Annotated in this window: 11 protein-coding genes; 9 read left to right on the forward strand and 2 right to left on the reverse strand. The window is 64.5% G+C overall.

Annotated features, from left to right (window positions below; genetic code table 11):
• Positions 1-141 precede the first annotated feature (141 nt).
• From ABB29_RS02420 to ABB29_RS02445, 6 genes are all read left to right on the forward strand, one after another.
• Positions 142-1,413, forward strand: a complete 1,272-nt coding sequence (locus ABB29_RS02420; protein WP_057657017.1) for an efflux RND transporter periplasmic adaptor subunit — start codon at positions 142-144, stop codon at positions 1,411-1,413.
• Between the two features lie 36 nt (positions 1,414-1,449).
• Positions 1,450-2,178, forward strand: a complete 729-nt coding sequence (locus ABB29_RS02425; RefSeq protein ID WP_057657018.1) for an ABC transporter ATP-binding protein — start codon at positions 1,450-1,452, stop codon at positions 2,176-2,178.
• Positions 2,179-2,190: 12 nt separating this feature from the next.
• Positions 2,191-3,492: an ABC transporter permease gene (locus tag ABB29_RS02430; RefSeq protein WP_057657019.1), complete on the forward strand. Its 1,302-nt coding sequence runs from the start codon at positions 2,191-2,193 to the stop codon at positions 3,490-3,492.
• A gap of 14 nt (positions 3,493-3,506) precedes the next feature.
• The gene (locus ABB29_RS02435; protein WP_057657020.1) at positions 3,507-4,733 is read left to right on the forward strand and encodes an ABC transporter permease; all 1,227 of its coding nucleotides are present in this window, start codon (positions 3,507-3,509) and stop codon (positions 4,731-4,733) included.
• Positions 4,734-4,891: 158 nt separating this feature from the next.
• Positions 4,892-6,229, forward strand: coding sequence for a sigma-54-dependent transcriptional regulator (locus ABB29_RS02440; protein WP_057657021.1), 1,338 nt, complete (start codon positions 4,892-4,894; stop codon positions 6,227-6,229).
• Positions 6,226-7,554, forward strand: coding sequence for a sensor histidine kinase (locus tag ABB29_RS02445; RefSeq protein ID WP_057657022.1), 1,329 nt, complete (start codon positions 6,226-6,228; stop codon positions 7,552-7,554). The genes ABB29_RS02440 and ABB29_RS02445 overlap by 4 nt, the downstream gene beginning before the upstream one ends.
• Before the next feature lie 125 nt (positions 7,555-7,679).
• Here ABB29_RS02445 and glmU read toward each other — a convergent pair whose 3' ends face one another.
• Positions 7,680-9,044: a bifunctional UDP-N-acetylglucosamine diphosphorylase/glucosamine-1-phosphate N-acetyltransferase GlmU gene (gene glmU, locus ABB29_RS02450; RefSeq protein ID WP_057657023.1), complete on the reverse strand. Its 1,365-nt coding sequence runs from the start codon at positions 9,042-9,044 to the stop codon at positions 7,680-7,682.
• Positions 9,045-9,102: 58 nt separating this feature from the next.
• Here glmU and ABB29_RS02455 point away from each other — a divergent pair, with 58 nt between their 5' ends.
• Genes ABB29_RS02455 through ABB29_RS02465 form a run of 3 tightly spaced genes read left to right on the forward strand, consistent with a single transcriptional unit; the run spans position 9,103 to position 12,488 of the window.
• Positions 9,103-11,118: a hypothetical protein gene (locus tag ABB29_RS02455; protein WP_157062460.1), complete on the forward strand. Its 2,016-nt coding sequence runs from the start codon at positions 9,103-9,105 to the stop codon at positions 11,116-11,118.
• Positions 11,115-11,495 carry a GtrA family protein gene (locus ABB29_RS02460; protein WP_057657025.1) on the forward strand — a complete coding sequence of 127 codons (381 nt, stop codon included), beginning with the start codon at positions 11,115-11,117 and terminating at the stop codon, positions 11,493-11,495. The genes ABB29_RS02455 and ABB29_RS02460 overlap by 4 nt, the downstream gene beginning before the upstream one ends.
• Before the next feature lie 9 nt (positions 11,496-11,504).
• Positions 11,505-12,488, forward strand: a complete 984-nt coding sequence (locus tag ABB29_RS02465) for a glycosyltransferase family 2 protein (RefSeq protein ID WP_083487406.1) — start codon at positions 11,505-11,507, stop codon at positions 12,486-12,488.
• A 57-nt stretch (positions 12,489-12,545) separates the two neighbouring features.
• Here the strand turns inward: ABB29_RS02465 and ABB29_RS02470 are convergent, their stop codons facing one another.
• On the reverse strand, positions 12,546-12,968 hold the full coding sequence (locus ABB29_RS02470) for a F0F1 ATP synthase subunit epsilon (RefSeq protein ID WP_057657120.1): 423 nt from the start codon (positions 12,966-12,968) through the stop codon (positions 12,546-12,548).
• Positions 12,969-12,993: the final 25 nt, after the last annotated feature.

Below are 12,993 nucleotides of genomic sequence, written 5' to 3' on the forward strand. Positions count from 1 at the left end.
CGACAGCGGTGTCCGGGGGCAGTGTCCGCGGACACCCGGACAGCGGTGTCCGGGCGGGCATGTCTTTGCAAATCAGCTAGTTATGGTTGGCACGCATCCTGCTTTGTTCAGCAGGACTTCCCACTTAAACGCATGCCGCCAATGATTCGGGACACCTCCGCGCAAGACCGTCCAGTGACCACCACCGCCCCCGCTCCGCGACTGCGCCGTTGGGCCCTGCCCGCCGGCGGGGCGCTGCTGGTGCTGTTGCTGATTGCGTTTGCCGCCCGCGGCTGGCTGGCCGGCAGCCAATCAATCGACAGCAGCCGCGTGCGCATCGCCGAGGTCACCCGCGGCGATCTGGTTCGCGACATCAGCGGCGAAGGCCGGGTGATTGCCGCCAACAGCCCGACCCTGTACGCGATCGCCAGCGGCGTGGTGACCCTGCACGTGGTGGCCGGCGACGTGGTCAAGAAAGGCCAGCCGCTGGCGGAAATCGACAGCCCGGAACTGCGCAGCAAGCTGGCCCAGGAACAGACCACGCTGGCCAGCATGGAGGCCGAGGCCAGCCGCGCCAACCTGGATGCCACGTTGACCCGCGCCCAGTCGCGCAAGCTGTTGGACCAGGCCAGGATTGAACAGATCGCCGCCGAGCGCGACCTGCAGCGTTACCAGACCGGATACGAGGGCGGCGCGGTGCCGCAGATCGATGTCGCCCGCGCCGAGGATGAAGTGAAGAAGGCCCAGATCGGCGTGGCCCAGGCAAACCGTGATCTCAGCCTGCAGGGCCAGGGCGCCGGACTGGATGCGCGCAACAAGCGCCTGCTGGCCGATCGGCAGAAGGCGGTGGTGGCCGAGGTCCAGCGCCAAGTCGACCTGCTGACCATCCGCTCGCCCTTCGACGGCCAGGTCGGCCAGGTCCAGGTCCAGCAGCGCTCCAGCGTGGCGCTCAACGGCCCGGTGCTGAGCGTGGTCGATCTGTCGGTATTCGAAGTCGAAATAAAGGTGCCGGAGAGCTTTGCCCGCGACCTGGCCATCGGCATGCCGGCGCGCCTGACCAGCGGCAGCGGCGAACCCTATCCGGGCGAGGTCTCGGCGGTCTCCCCGGAAGTGGTCAACGGCGAAGTCGTCGCCCGCATCCGCTTCAGCGACAAGCAACCGCCCGGCCTGCGCCAGAACCAGCGACTGAGCGCGCGCGTGCTGCTCGATACCCGCAAGAACGTGCTGATGGTCGAGCGCGGTCCGTTCGTCGACCAGGGCGGCGGTCGCTACGCCTACGTCATGGATGGCAGCTCGGCGCGGCGCACCCCCATCGAGCTGGGCGCCAGCAGCCTGAGCCAGGTTGAAGTGCTCGGCGGCCTGAAAGAAGGCGACAAGGTCGTGGTCTCCGGCAGCGATCTGTTCAACGAAGAACCGCAAGTCACCCTGAACTGATTTCCATCTTTCCCATATCCGACGAAGGAGAAAACCATGCTTGAGATGCGCGCCGTTTCCAAGGTCTACCGTACCGAACAGGTGGAGACCCATGCCCTGCGGTCGCTGGACCTGCATGTCCGTGGTGGCGAGTTCGTCGCGGTCACCGGTCCCTCCGGCTCGGGCAAGACCACCTTCCTCAATATCGCCGGCCTGTTGGAGTCCTTCACCGGCGGCACCTACCTGCTCGATGGACAGGATGTCAGTGGCTTGACCGACAACGCCCGCTCCAAGTTGCGCAACCAGAAAATCGGCTTCATCTTCCAGAGCTTCAACCTGATCCCGGACCTCAACCTGTTCGATAACGCCGACGTGCCCCTGCGCTATCGCGGCATGCCCGCCGCCGAACGCCGGCAGCGCATCGAGAAGGCGCTCAGCGACGTCGGCCTGGGTTCGCGGATGAAGCACTACCCGGCCGAATTGTCCGGCGGCCAGCAGCAACGCGCGGCGATCGCGCGGGCGCTGGCCGGCAGCCCGAAATTGCTGCTGGCCGACGAACCGACCGGCAACCTGGACAGCCAGATGGCACGCGGGGTGATGGAGCTGCTGGAAGAAATCAATGCCAACGGCACCACCATCGTCATGGTCACCCACGACCCGGAGCTGGCCGCGCGCGCGCAACGCAACGTGCACATCGTCGACGGCGCCGCCACCGACCTGACCAGCGAACCGCGATTGATTTCCAGCGTTGGACTGGATGTCGATCTGACCCCGGCCCAAGCCTGAGGTAACGCCGCCATGTTCAGCTATTACCTGCAACTTGCGTTGCGCAGTTTCCGCCGCAACAAGGTGCTGACCGCGTTGATGGTGCTGGCCATTGCCCTGGGCATCGGTGCCAGCATGACCACGCTGACCGTGTTCTACATCCTGTCCGGGGATCCGTTGCCCGGCAAGAGCCAGACCCTGTTCTATCCGCAGCTCGAGCCGCAATCGATGGATGGCTACACCGCCGGCGAGGAACCACCGGACCAGTTCACCCGTTTCGATGCCGAGAAAATGTTGCGCGAGAAGAAGGGCGATCGCCAGGCCTTGATGACCGGCGGGGGCGTGGCCATCGAACCTGACAAACAGGACCTGAGCCCGTTGGTGGTGGATGCCCGCTACACCAGCGGTGACTTCTTCCAGATGTTCGAGGTGCCATTTGCTTTTGGCAACGGCTGGAGCGCTGGCGACGACGAGCATCATGCTCGAGTGGCCGTACTCTCCAAGGAACTCAACGACAAGTTGTTTGGCGGCGCCAACAGCGTGGGCAAGAGCGTGCGCATCGAACAGAATGAGTTCCGGGTGATCGGCGTACTGCAGGAGTGGCGTCCGACCCCGCGCTTCTACGACCTCAACATGGACCGTTATGGCGATGTCGAGCAGCTCTTCCTGCCTTTCAGTACCGCCATTGACCTCAAGATGGGCCGCAATGGCTCGATGGATTGCTGGGGCGACAGTGGCGGCGAGGAAACCAGCCTCAACGCGCCCTGCACCTGGATACAGTACTGGGTCCAGTTGGATACACCGGAGAAAGCCAGCCAGTACCGGCAGTACCTGGTCAACTATTCCGACGAACAGCGCAAGGCCGGGCGCTACGAGCGTCCGACCAACGTGCGCCTGCGCAGCGTGATGGAGTGGCTGGACTACAAGCGCGTGGTGCCCAACGACATCAAGCTGCAGACCTGGCTGGCGTTTGGCTTCTTGCTGGTCTGTCTGGTCAACACGGTCGGCTTGCTGCTGGCCAAGTTCATGCGCCGGGGCGGTGAAATCGGCGTGCGCCGCGCACTCGGTGCGTCCAAGCGATCCATTTTTGCCCAGGCGCTGGTGGAAGCCGGCATGGTCGGCCTGGCCGGCGGCATCGTGGGCCTGGGTTTGGCGCTGCTGGGTCTGTGGGCAGTGCGACAACAACCGGCCAGCTATGCCGAACTGGCGCACCTGGATCCGATGATGCTGGCCACGACCTTCGCATTGGCCATTGTTGCCAGCTTGCTCGCCGGTCTGTTGCCCGCCTGGCGCGCCTGCCAGATCACGCCTGCCATCCAGCTCAAGTCGCAGTAATCGGGAGAACCCTCATGGAAATCCGTCCCATCCTCTCAACGCTGCGCCGGCACAAAACCGCCGCCAGCCTCATCGTCATCGAGATCGCACTGAGCTGCGCGATCATCTGCAACGCGTTGTTCCTGATCGGCAGTCGCCTGGAACGAATGGAACGTCCCAGCGGCACGGCCGAGAATGAAATCGTTCGCATCCAGCTCACGGGCATAGGCACAGACAGCGACGCAGATGCCCTGACCCGCACCGACCTGGCCGAGCTGCGCGGAATCCCCGGGGTGAAGGCGGCAACGGTGTTGAACCAGGTACCGTTCGGCAACAGCTCCTGGAACAGCAGTGTCAATCTCAGCCAGGAGCAGACGCATCCGACATTGCATGCCACCACCTACATGGCGGAGGAGCAGTTCATCGACACGCTGGGGTTGAAGCTGATTGCAGGACGCAACTTCACCGCCGACGAGTATGTCACCTGGGCCGCACTCAACCAGTCGGTAGGCGTGCCGGACATCCCCAGTGCGATCATCACTCGCAGCATGGCCGAGAAGCTGTTTCCCGGTGAGAGCGCGGTAGGCAAGGCGTTCTACAGTTGGGGCGACAACCCAATCAAGATTGTCGGCATTGTCGATACGCTGGTGCGCCCCAATGAACCGGGTGGTCCGCAGACCTATGGCTACAGCATGATCTTCCCGATCAGGGCGCCCTACACCCTGGGCGGCAACTATCTGCTGCGCACCAATGCCGACCGCCGCAACGATGTGATGAAAGCCGCCGTCGCGGTACTCGAGAAGAACAGCCCCAATCGCATCATCCTGAAACAGGACACGCTTCAGGAGCTGCGCGCTGCCTTTTACCGACAGGACAAGTCGATGGCGGTGCTGTTGGTAGCCGTCTGCGTGGCGCTGCTGGTGGTGACCGCGCTGGGCATCGTCGGCCTGGCCAGTTTCTGGGTCCAGCAGCGTACCAAGCAGATTGGCGTGCGACGGGCGCTGGGCGCGACCCGTGGCCAGATCCTGCGCTACTTCCAGACCGAGAATTTCCTGCTGGCAACGCTGGGCATCATCCTCGGCATGGCCCTGGCCTATGCGATCAACCAGTTGCTGATGGGCAAGTACGAGCTGCCGCGTCTGCCGCTGCACTATCTGCCCATTGGCGCGATCGCGCTGTGGCTGCTGGGTCAGCTGGCGGTGTTCGGCCCGGCGCGCAGGGCCGCGGCGGTGCCGCCAGCGGTGGCCACGCGCAGCGCATAAGCCATGAAATGCCGGCGCCATGGCTAATGGCGTCGGCGGATGGATAAGGTCCGGTCAGCGGCCAGACACATCCGGCCAGGCCGTGGCCGATGGCCGCCGGTGGTTGACGGCGGCCGCGTTCTCCGATTCCCTACCCTTCTCACCTTCGCCGCTCTGCCATGCCCACGATCCTGATCATCGATGACAACCGTTCGGTCAGCACCGCCCTGGACGTGCTGTTTTCGTTGCATGACATCAGCACCCTGCATGCCGAATCACCGCAGCAGGGACTGCAGCTGTTGCAGCAGGAAGCGGTCGACCTGGTGATCCAGGACATGAACTTCAGTGCCGACACCACCAGCGGCGAAGAAGGCGAAGCGCTGTTTGCCGCCATCCGCCAGCAGAACCCGGACCTGCCGGTCATCCTGTTGACCGCCTGGACCCATCTGTCGACCGCAGTGGAGCTGGTCAAGGCCGGCGCGGTCGACTACATCGCCAAGCCCTGGGACGATCGCAAGCTGCTGGCCACGGTCAACAACCTGATTGAACTGTCCGAAGCACGCCACGAACTGGCACGCCGGCGCAATCGCGAACGACGCAGCCGTGAACAACTGGCCAGCCGCTACGATCTTCGCGATGTCATTTTCGAAGACCCGGCCAGCGAACGCGTGCTCGCACTGGCCTGCCAGGTCGCGCGCTCGGATCTGCCAGTGCTGATCACCGGCCCCAACGGTGCCGGCAAGGAACGCATCGCCGAGATCCTGCAAGCCAATTCGGCGGTCAGCCGGGGGCCTTTCGTCACCCTCAATTGCGGTGCCATTCCGGCCGATTTGATCGAGGCCGAACTATTTGGCGCCGACGCCGGCGCCTATACCGGCGCCAACAAGGCCCGCGAGGGCAAGTTCGAGGCGGCCGATGGCGGTACCTTGTTCCTGGACGAGATCGGCAACCTGCCACTGTCCGGCCAGATGAAGCTGCTGCGGGTGCTGGAAACCGGGCGTTTCGAGCGACTGGGTTCCAACCGCGAGCGCCAGGTCAAGGTTCGCGTCATCAGTGCCACCAACGCCGACCTGCCGGCGATGATCCGCGATGGCCAGTTTCGCGAGGATCTCTATTACCGCTTGAATGCCATCGAGCTGGAACTGCCGCCGTTGGCCGAGCGTCCGGGCGATATCCTGCCATTGGCCGATGCATTCCGGCCGGCCGATAAACCGCTGTCCGAAGCCGCGCGCCAGGCCCTGTTGCGCCACGGCTGGCCGGGCAACGTGCGCGAACTGCGCAACGTCATCCAGCGCGCCGGCCTGCTGGCGATGGGTGATCGCATCGAAGCCAGTGATCTGAAGTTGCCCAAGCCAGCCGCAGTCCGCAGCAGCCAGGTGCAGGAACCCGAGCGCGCCGAAATCCAGCAGGCGCTGCAACGGGCCGGCGGCGTCATTGCCCAGGCCGCGGCGGATCTGGGCCTGAGCCGGCAGGCGCTGTACCGGCGCATGGACCGTTTCGACATTCCGCGCGAATGATCCGTCGCTCGCTCGCCGGTCGCTTGCTCTGGTGGTGCCTGCCGATGCTGGCGGCGGCGATCGCCGTGCCGTTGCTGCTGGACAGGTGGCTGGACTCGCCACTGCTGGTATTCGCCATCTCTGCGATGCTGGTGCTGCCGCTGACAGCCTGGGTGATACGGCATGCCTTGCAGCCGGTGAACTCGCTGTTCCGGGCGCTGTCCGGCAGCGTCAACAGCTATCGCGACGGCGAATACAACACCAGCATCCACTGGCGCGGCAGCGACGAACTGGCTGATCTGATCCATTCGCACGGCGAACTGGCGCAGGTGCTGCGCCAGCAGCGCCAGAATCTGGTCCAGCGCGAACTACTGCTCGATACCATGGTCCAGCACACGCCGGTGGCCATGGTGCTGCTGGCGCCGGGAGTGGATCAGCTGCGGCGGGTGGTGTTTGCCAACGTCGCCGCGCGCAAGCTGCTGCATGGCGGCTGGAAGCTGGAAGGACAGGACTTCGACCAGTTGCTGCTGCAGGCACCGGCGGAAATGCGGGAAGCCATGGGCCGCGGCGGCGACAGCCTGTTCGCGGTCACCCAGGAGGATGATCACGATGAGGAGCAGGTTTACCACCTTGCCCGTCGCCATTTCCGTCTCAATGGCAAGCCGCATGAATTGCTGTTGCTGCGTCTGCTGACCAGCGAGCTGCGTCGCCAGGAAGTCAGCACCTGGAAGAAAGTCATTCGCGTCATCAGCCACGAACTCAACAATTCGCTGGCGCCGGTGGCATCGCTGGCGCACTCCGGCGCCGAGCTGGTGCGCCGTGGCGACAGCCGCCGGCTGGAAGAAATCTTTGCCACCATCGAAGAGCGCGCCCGCCATCTGGAAGGCTTCATCCGCGGCTACGCCCGTTTTGCCAAGTTGCCGCAGCCACAGCTGCAGACGGTCAACTGGGCGGTTTTCCTGGCCGGGCTGGCGCGGCATATTCCATTCCGGCTGACCCTGCACGACCAGGACCTGAGCAGCCGCATCGACCAGACCCAGTTGGAACAGGCGCTGCTCAACCTGCTTAAGAACGCACACGAGGCCAGCGAGCGCGATGATGATGTGGAAATCCACGTGCTGCCGCTGCCGGAATGGATCCGCATCGAGGTGCTTGATCGCGGCAGTGGCATGAACGATGCGGTGCTGCAGAATGCGCTGGTGCCGTTCTATTCGACCAAACGCAACGGCACCGGCCTGGGCCTGGCGCTGACCCGCGAAATCGTCGAAGCCCACGGCGGTCGCCTGTCATTGCACAACCGCCAGGGCGGCGGCTTGTGCGTGGCGATTCAATTGCCAAGTAATTGAGACGACAGGACTACCTTGACCTGCCGCGTGCCTGTAGAGCGGAGCTTGCTCCGCTGGAAAATGCAACGCCCGGAAGATCATGTACGTTATGCGATTAGAAGCGGAGCAAGCTCCGCTCTACGGGGCTATTTCTTCTGCGGGCGATGCCAGCCTTCGATGACGTCCTGACGGGCACGGGCGACGGTCAGTTTGCCGGCCGGCGCGTTCTTGGTGATGACGGATCCGGCGGCGATGGTGGCCTCCTTGCCCAAGGTCACCGGTGCCACCAGCGCCGAGTTTGAGCCGACGAATACGCCATCCTCGATGACGGTACCGAACTTGTTGACCCCGTCGTAGTTGCAGGTGATGGTGCCAGCGCCGATGTTGACCGCGCTGCCGATGTCGGCATCACCCAGATAGCTCAGGTGGTTGGCCTTGCTGCCGACCCCCATCGTGGTCTTCTTGATCTCGACGAAATTGCCGACGTGCACGCCATCGGCCAGCACCGTGCCCGGACGCAGCCGCGCGAACGGCCCGATGGTGGCCGCGCCTTCGCTGCGCACGCCTTCCAGATCGCAATGCGCGCGCACCCGCGTGCCGGGCCCCAGGCGTACGTCCTTGAGCCGGGTGAAAGGACCGACGTGCACGCCATCGGCCAGTTCCACATCGCCTTCAATCACCACGTTGGCATCGATTTCGACATCCTGGCCGACGCGGATGCGTCCACGCAGATCGAAGCGCGATGGGTCCAGCAGGCGCGCGCCCTGCAGGCACAGCTCGCGCGCCGCGCGCAGCTGGTAGGCGCGTTCGAGCTGTGACAGCTGCCAGGGATCATTGGCCCCTTCGGCTTCGATCGGGTCTTCGACCCGGACCATCTCGGCCGGCGTGTACTCGCTGGCGGCGGACGCAAACACATCGGTCAGGTAGTACTCGCCCTGCGCGTTCTCGTTGGACAACTGCGACAACCAGCCCTTCAGCGCGGTGGCGTCGGCGGCGATGATGCCGGTGTTGACGGTGCGGATGCGGCGCTGCTCCTCGTTGGCGTCTTTCTGCTCGATAATCGCGGCCACATGGCCCTCGGCATCGCGCAGCACCCGGCCGTAGCCATTGGGGTCCTCCGGCTCTGCCACCAGCACCGCCAGCCGCCCTTCGCTTTTCAGCAGGCGGCGCAGGGTATCGGCACGACTGAGAGGCACGTCACCGTAGAGCACCAGTACGCGCGCTTCATCCGGCACCTGCGGCATTGCCTGTGCGACCGCATGGCCGGTACCCAGTTGCCGGCTCTGTTCAGCCCACTGCAGGTCACCTTGCGCGGCAAACGCCGCCTGCACCTGCTCGCCGCCATGCCCGTACACCACGTGGATGGCCGCCGGCGCCAGCTCGCGCGCGACGGCGATGACATGGCCCAGCATCGGCTGGCCGGCAATCGGCTGCAGCACCTTGGGCAAAGCGGATTTCATCCGCTTGCCTTCACCGGCGGCGAGAATGATGACGTGGAGTGGACTGGTCATGAGGGCTCCTTGCATGCAGCTGGTAGGATATTTGAAATAACGTCTGAAACGGCAATCCATGGACAAACCTAATGCATTGACGTCACTGTCGATGGCGCTGCTGTGGTCGGGCGTACTGGCAACGCTGGTCGGCCTGGGGCTATACCACGCTTCGCTGCAATGGCATTCCGGTCGCATGCTGGAAATGCTGGTGATAGGCATATTGTTCGCGGGCGCGGGGATGCTGGCCGTGCGCTTGCTTCACTGGCAAGCCGCCACCTGCGTGGCCTTGCTCTTCCTTGTCGTACTTGTGCTTTTTTCTGGCTTGCCCGCTGCAGGGGCGTGCCTGCTGTTCGCACTGGCTGCTATCGCCCTGGGCGTACGCCTGGTCGCCGACGAAAACCCGGCGCTGCAGGGCCTGCTGGGCTGTGCGGTGATCGTCGCCGTGCTGGGCTGGAGCTTGCCGCTACCCATCCATCACCCCTGGGTCTATGCCGGCGCCTGCCTGTTGCTGATAGCCAGCAACATCACCGGACTGCGCCGCAGCCTGGGCGCGGTACCGCGGCAGTGGACGGCGGTGGTCAGCCCACATCCGCGACTGGCGCTGTTCGCAGTGCTGCTGCTTGGCCTGGCCAGCACCGCTTGCTGGTTGCCAACGGCCCAGTACGACGACCTGGCTTATCACCTGAGCCTGCCCTGGCAGCTGCAGGACAACGCCGTGTACCGGCTCGACCCGACTTACCAGGTGTGGGCGCTGGCACCGTGGGCAGCGGATGTGGTCCAGGCCATCCCGCAGGTCATCGCTCGCGCCGAAGCCCGCGGTGCGGTCAACCTGTTGTGGCTGCTGGCCACAGTTGCGGGTATCTGGCGGCTGGCGGCGCAACTGCAGCTGCCGTTTGCCGGGCGGTGGTTGTCGGTGGCGATGTTTGCCAGTATTCCGCTGACCGGGGCGCTGCTGGCCGGCATGCAGACCGAACTGCCGACCGTAGCTGCATTGACCTGGCTGAGCGCCTGGGTGCTGGCACCCAGGCACGGTGGGTTGCGCTGGTGGCTGGTCCTGACGCTGCTGGCCGGCCTGCTGATGGCATTCAAGCTGCTGGCCGGCGTGATGGCAGCAGTACTGGTGCTGGTCGCCCTGCTCCGCCACCGCTGGCCCTCGCCGGCGGGCATCTTGGCGATATTGCTGATTGGCGTGCTGGTGGCAGGGTCCAGCTATCTGTATGCCTACCAGGTTTCGGGCAATCCGGTATTGCCGCTGTTCAACCAGATTTTCCATTCGCCTTATTTCGGCCAGACCGCGTTTATCGATGCGCGCTGGCTGGCCGGCTTCAATCCACGGCTGCCGTGGGACATGACATTTTTCACTGGGCGTTACGTGGAGGCCCATGACGGTGCCGCCGGCTTCATGATGGTGGCGCTGGCCGGTGCCTGGGTGCTGGGACTGTTCGCCAGGCAGACGTGGCTGCTGGCCCTGATCGCCACATGCCTGCTGGCGCTGCCACTGAGCCAGCTGCAGTATCTGCGCTATGCCTACCCGGGCCTGGTACTGCTTTGCCCTGTGATGGTGGCGATGGCAGGCAACATCGATCGCCGCCGCGGTGCCGGCCTGGTCATCGCGGTATGCCTGTTGAATTTCGCTTTCCTGGCCAATGGCCACTGGATGCTGCGCAACGGCGGGGTCAAGCTGGCGATCCTGAACGCCGGCAACGATGAGCCGTTCCTGAAAAAGTACGCACCCGAGCGGCTGTTGGCCGCGCAAATCCGCCAGCGCGGCACAGGCGAGGACAACATCCTGCTGCTGCATCCACAGCGGCCGTTCTTTGCCGAGTTTGGCGACCGCGGCCGCTCGGTTGCCTGGTACTCGCCAAGCCTGCAGGCTGCCGGTGAACGCGCCAATGCCGATGCCAGCGGCGATGGCTGGGTGCGATTGCTGCGCCAGCAGCGCATCAGCGGGGTCATCCTGGTACCGGCATTGCTGCAGCCAGGCCAGACCGCGGCCTTGAAGACGCTTGACGCGGTGCCGGCGGCCAGCATCGGCGATGCGCAGTGGTGGCGCTTGCCAGCCGCGCAGTCACCGATGGAAAGCATGCGATGACCCTTGTGCGTCAAGGCACGCTGTTCGTGCTGATGGGGCTGGTCCAGCTAGCGCTGGATACGCTGGTGACCGTATTGCTGAGCCGGGCGGGAATGCCGTTGGCCGCCGCCAATGTGGCCGGCCGGGTCAGCGGCGCCGCGTTGGGCTTCTGGTTGAATGGCCGGGTGACCTTCGCTCGTGCCGACAGCGTGCTGGGTCGCCGCCAGGCGCTGCGCTTCCTGATCGTGTGGTTGGCGCTGACGCTGGTAAGTACCGCGTTGGTGGCCGGCATCGGCCAGCATGCGACACTGCGTACCGCCTGGCTGGCCAAGCCGGTCGTTGAAGTGATGCTGGCCGGCATCAGTTTCTTCATTTCACGTCACTGGATTTATCGCTGAACGATGCCGATGACCGACTCCTCCGCCATCGCCGTGGTCATCCCTTGTTACCGGGTCCGCGACCAGATACTGCCATTACTGGCCAGCATCGGCCCGGAGGTAGGCTGGATATACGTGGTCGATGATGCTTGCCCGCAACAAAGTGGCGAGCACGTGCGCCGACACTGTCAGGATCCGCGCGTGCAGGTCATCACCCACGCGCAGAACAAGGGCGTCGGCGGCGCGGTCGTCAGCGGCTACCGCGCCGCCCAGGCCAGCGCCGCCAAGGTGGTGGTCAAGCTCGATGGCGACGGCCAGATGGATCCGCTGGACATTCCACGCGTATGTGGATCACTGCTGGCCGGCCATGCCGACTATGCCAAGGGCAATCGCTTCCACCGCATCGGCTTCGTCCGTGGCATGCCCTGGGTCAGGCTGCTGGGCAATGCGGTGCTGACGCTGTTGACCAAGCTGTCCAGTGGTTATTGGCAGATAGCCGACCCGACCAACGGCTACACCGCCCTGCGCCGGGAACTGATCGAAGAGCTGGAACTGGAACGGGTGGCGTACCGGTACTTTTTCGAAACCGATCTGCTGTATTACCTCAACCAGGCCCGCGCGCGCGTCATCGACGTTCCAATGCGTGCGCGCTACCAGGACGAGCCAAGCAGCCTGCGCCCGCACAAGGTCGCCCTGCCATTCCTGGCCGGGCACGCGCGCAATACCCTGCGGCGGATCGCCTACTCGTATTTCCTGCGCGGATTCTCGTTGGCAAGCCTGCAACTGCTCGCCGGCACGCTGCTGCTGATGCTGGGTGGCGCCTTCGGCATCCAGCAATGGCACCTGTCGCTGCAAACCGGCGTGCCGGCTACCGCCGGCACGGTGATGTTGGCCGCGTTGCCGATCATCGTCGGCATCCAGATGCTGTTCTCGTGGCTCAACTTCGACGTCGCCAATGAACCGGCCCATCCCGTGCACCCCTTGTTGCGGCAACGGCAGTCGGCAAGCGGCTGAGCAAAAAAAAACACCAGCCAATGCTGGTGTTTTTCGTTTGAAGCAAGTGGCGGGCGATCAGTGCTTGAGGTTCTTGCGCAGGCGCTCCAGCGCGCTGAGCTGGGCGATGCTCATGGCCAACTGGGCCTGGGCATCTTCGGCACTCATCTTTTCGTCCTGGTGGGTCAGCACCCGCTGGGCTTCTTCCATGGCTGCACGCACGGCGGCTTCATCGATATCCTGCGCGCGCACGGCGGTATCGGCCAGCACGGTGACCACCTGCGGCTGCACTTCCAGGATGCCGCCGGAGATGGCGAAATCCAGCTGCTCGCCGTTGGCCAGCGTCACCACCACCTTGCCTGGCTTCAGGCGGGTAATCAGCGGTGCGTGCTTGGGCGCAATGCCCAGCTCGCCCAGCTCACCGGTGGCCACCACCAACGTGGCTTCGCCGTGGAAGATTTCCTGCTCGGCACTGACGATGTCGCAACGGATGGTACTCATGGAATTCTCTTTGCCGTAGGGCGGG

Origin of the sequence: Pseudoxanthomonas dokdonensis (assembly GCF_001431405.1) — a bacterium.
Classification (GTDB): Bacteria; Pseudomonadota; Gammaproteobacteria; order Xanthomonadales; family Xanthomonadaceae; genus Pseudoxanthomonas_A; species Pseudoxanthomonas_A dokdonensis.